This is a genomic window from Pseudonocardia pini (assembly GCF_013870575.1).
In the GTDB taxonomy this organism is placed as follows: domain Bacteria; phylum Actinomycetota; class Actinomycetes; order Mycobacteriales; family Pseudonocardiaceae; genus Pseudonocardia; species Pseudonocardia pini.
The window spans coordinates 1-1,062 of the sequence record NZ_JACBXB010001212.1; the positions used below are offsets into that span (position 1 = coordinate 1).

Here is a 1,062-nt window from a genome sequence, read left to right on the forward strand (position 1 = left end):
GACGACGGAGTAGCCGATGCCGAGCCCGCCGAAGGCGTGCAGACCGAGGTCGGCGACCAGCGCGAGGCCGCCGACCACGGTGGCGGTCGCGGTGAGCTGTCGAATGTCCATGAGAGAGGTCCCTTCCGTGTGGACCCCGAGGGTGCGACGGCCGGGCGGCACCGCGGATCAGTGGCGGCTGCCCAGGAATGCCTGCGGGGCGGAACGGGACAACTAGGTAGCGGACACGGATGTCCGGAACCGGCGCCCGGCCTGCAATGGACCCATGACATCGACCGAAACCCGTTGCCGCAGGCCGGACGAACCGCAGCCCGACCTGACCGACTACCGCGTGGTGCACCGCGCCATGACCACCGACCTCGACCGGCTCGCCACGGCGGCCGCCGAGCTCGTCGAGCGGCCCGATCCGCAGCGCCTCGCCGCGTTGCGGACCTACCTCCGGAACGTCTCCGACGAGATCGAGAGCCACCACCACGTCGAGGACGAGGACGTGTGGCCGGTGCTGGAGGCCGTCGCGGGCCACCGCACCGCGCTCGTCCGCCTCACCGAGGACCACGAGCTGCTCGATCCGCTGCTCCACCGCGCCGGGGAGCTCGCGGCCCTGGACCGGGCCACTCCGGCGCTGGTCGAGGTGCTCCGCGAGATCACCGACCTGCTCGTGCGGCACATCGCCGACGAGGAGCGGGACGTCTTCCCCATCATCGAGGACTGTCTGCGGGTCGAGGACTACGTGGCGCTGCAGAAGCGGTTCCGGGGCAACCCGAAGCCCAGCCTGCTGCCCTTCCTCGCGCCGTGGGCGGTGCGCCACGCCACCCCTGTGGAGCGGGCGGCCATGATCGCGGAGGCGGGCATGCTGCTGCGCGTGGTGCTCCGGCTGTTCGAGCCGGGGTTCCGGGCCCGCGAACGCCTGGTGTTCGGGGGTTAGAGGTCCGCGGCGCGGGCGGCCGCCGCCTGCCGCGTCGAGACGCCGAGCTTGTCCAGCACGGCGGCGACGTGGTGGTCCACCGTCCGCACCGACAGGTAGAGCCGCTCGGCGATCTCGGGGTTCGTGAGCCCCGCGGC

General features: G+C 72.6%; 2 protein-coding genes. One reads left to right on the forward strand and one right to left on the reverse strand.

Annotation, left to right across the window (positions count from 1 at the left end):
* The first annotated feature begins 265 nt into the window (after positions 1 to 265).
* The gene (locus H5J29_RS33920) at positions 266 to 925 is read left to right on the forward strand and encodes a hemerythrin domain-containing protein (RefSeq protein WP_181784940.1); all 660 of its coding nucleotides are present in this window, start codon (positions 266 to 268) and stop codon (positions 923 to 925) included.
* On the opposite strand, the gene H5J29_RS33925 is transcribed toward H5J29_RS33920, so the two are convergent.
* Positions 922 to 1,062 (reverse strand): LuxR C-terminal-related transcriptional regulator (locus H5J29_RS33925; RefSeq protein WP_181784941.1); only part of this gene is annotated, 141 nt, incomplete at its 5' end. The genes H5J29_RS33920 and H5J29_RS33925 overlap by 4 nt on opposite strands.

Bases quoted from the DNA above. Each gene is read 5' to 3' on its own strand.
- H5J29_RS33920 (WP_181784940.1), top strand. From the start codon at position 266: ATGACATCGACCGAAACCCGTTGCCGCAGGCCGGACGAACCGCAGCCC.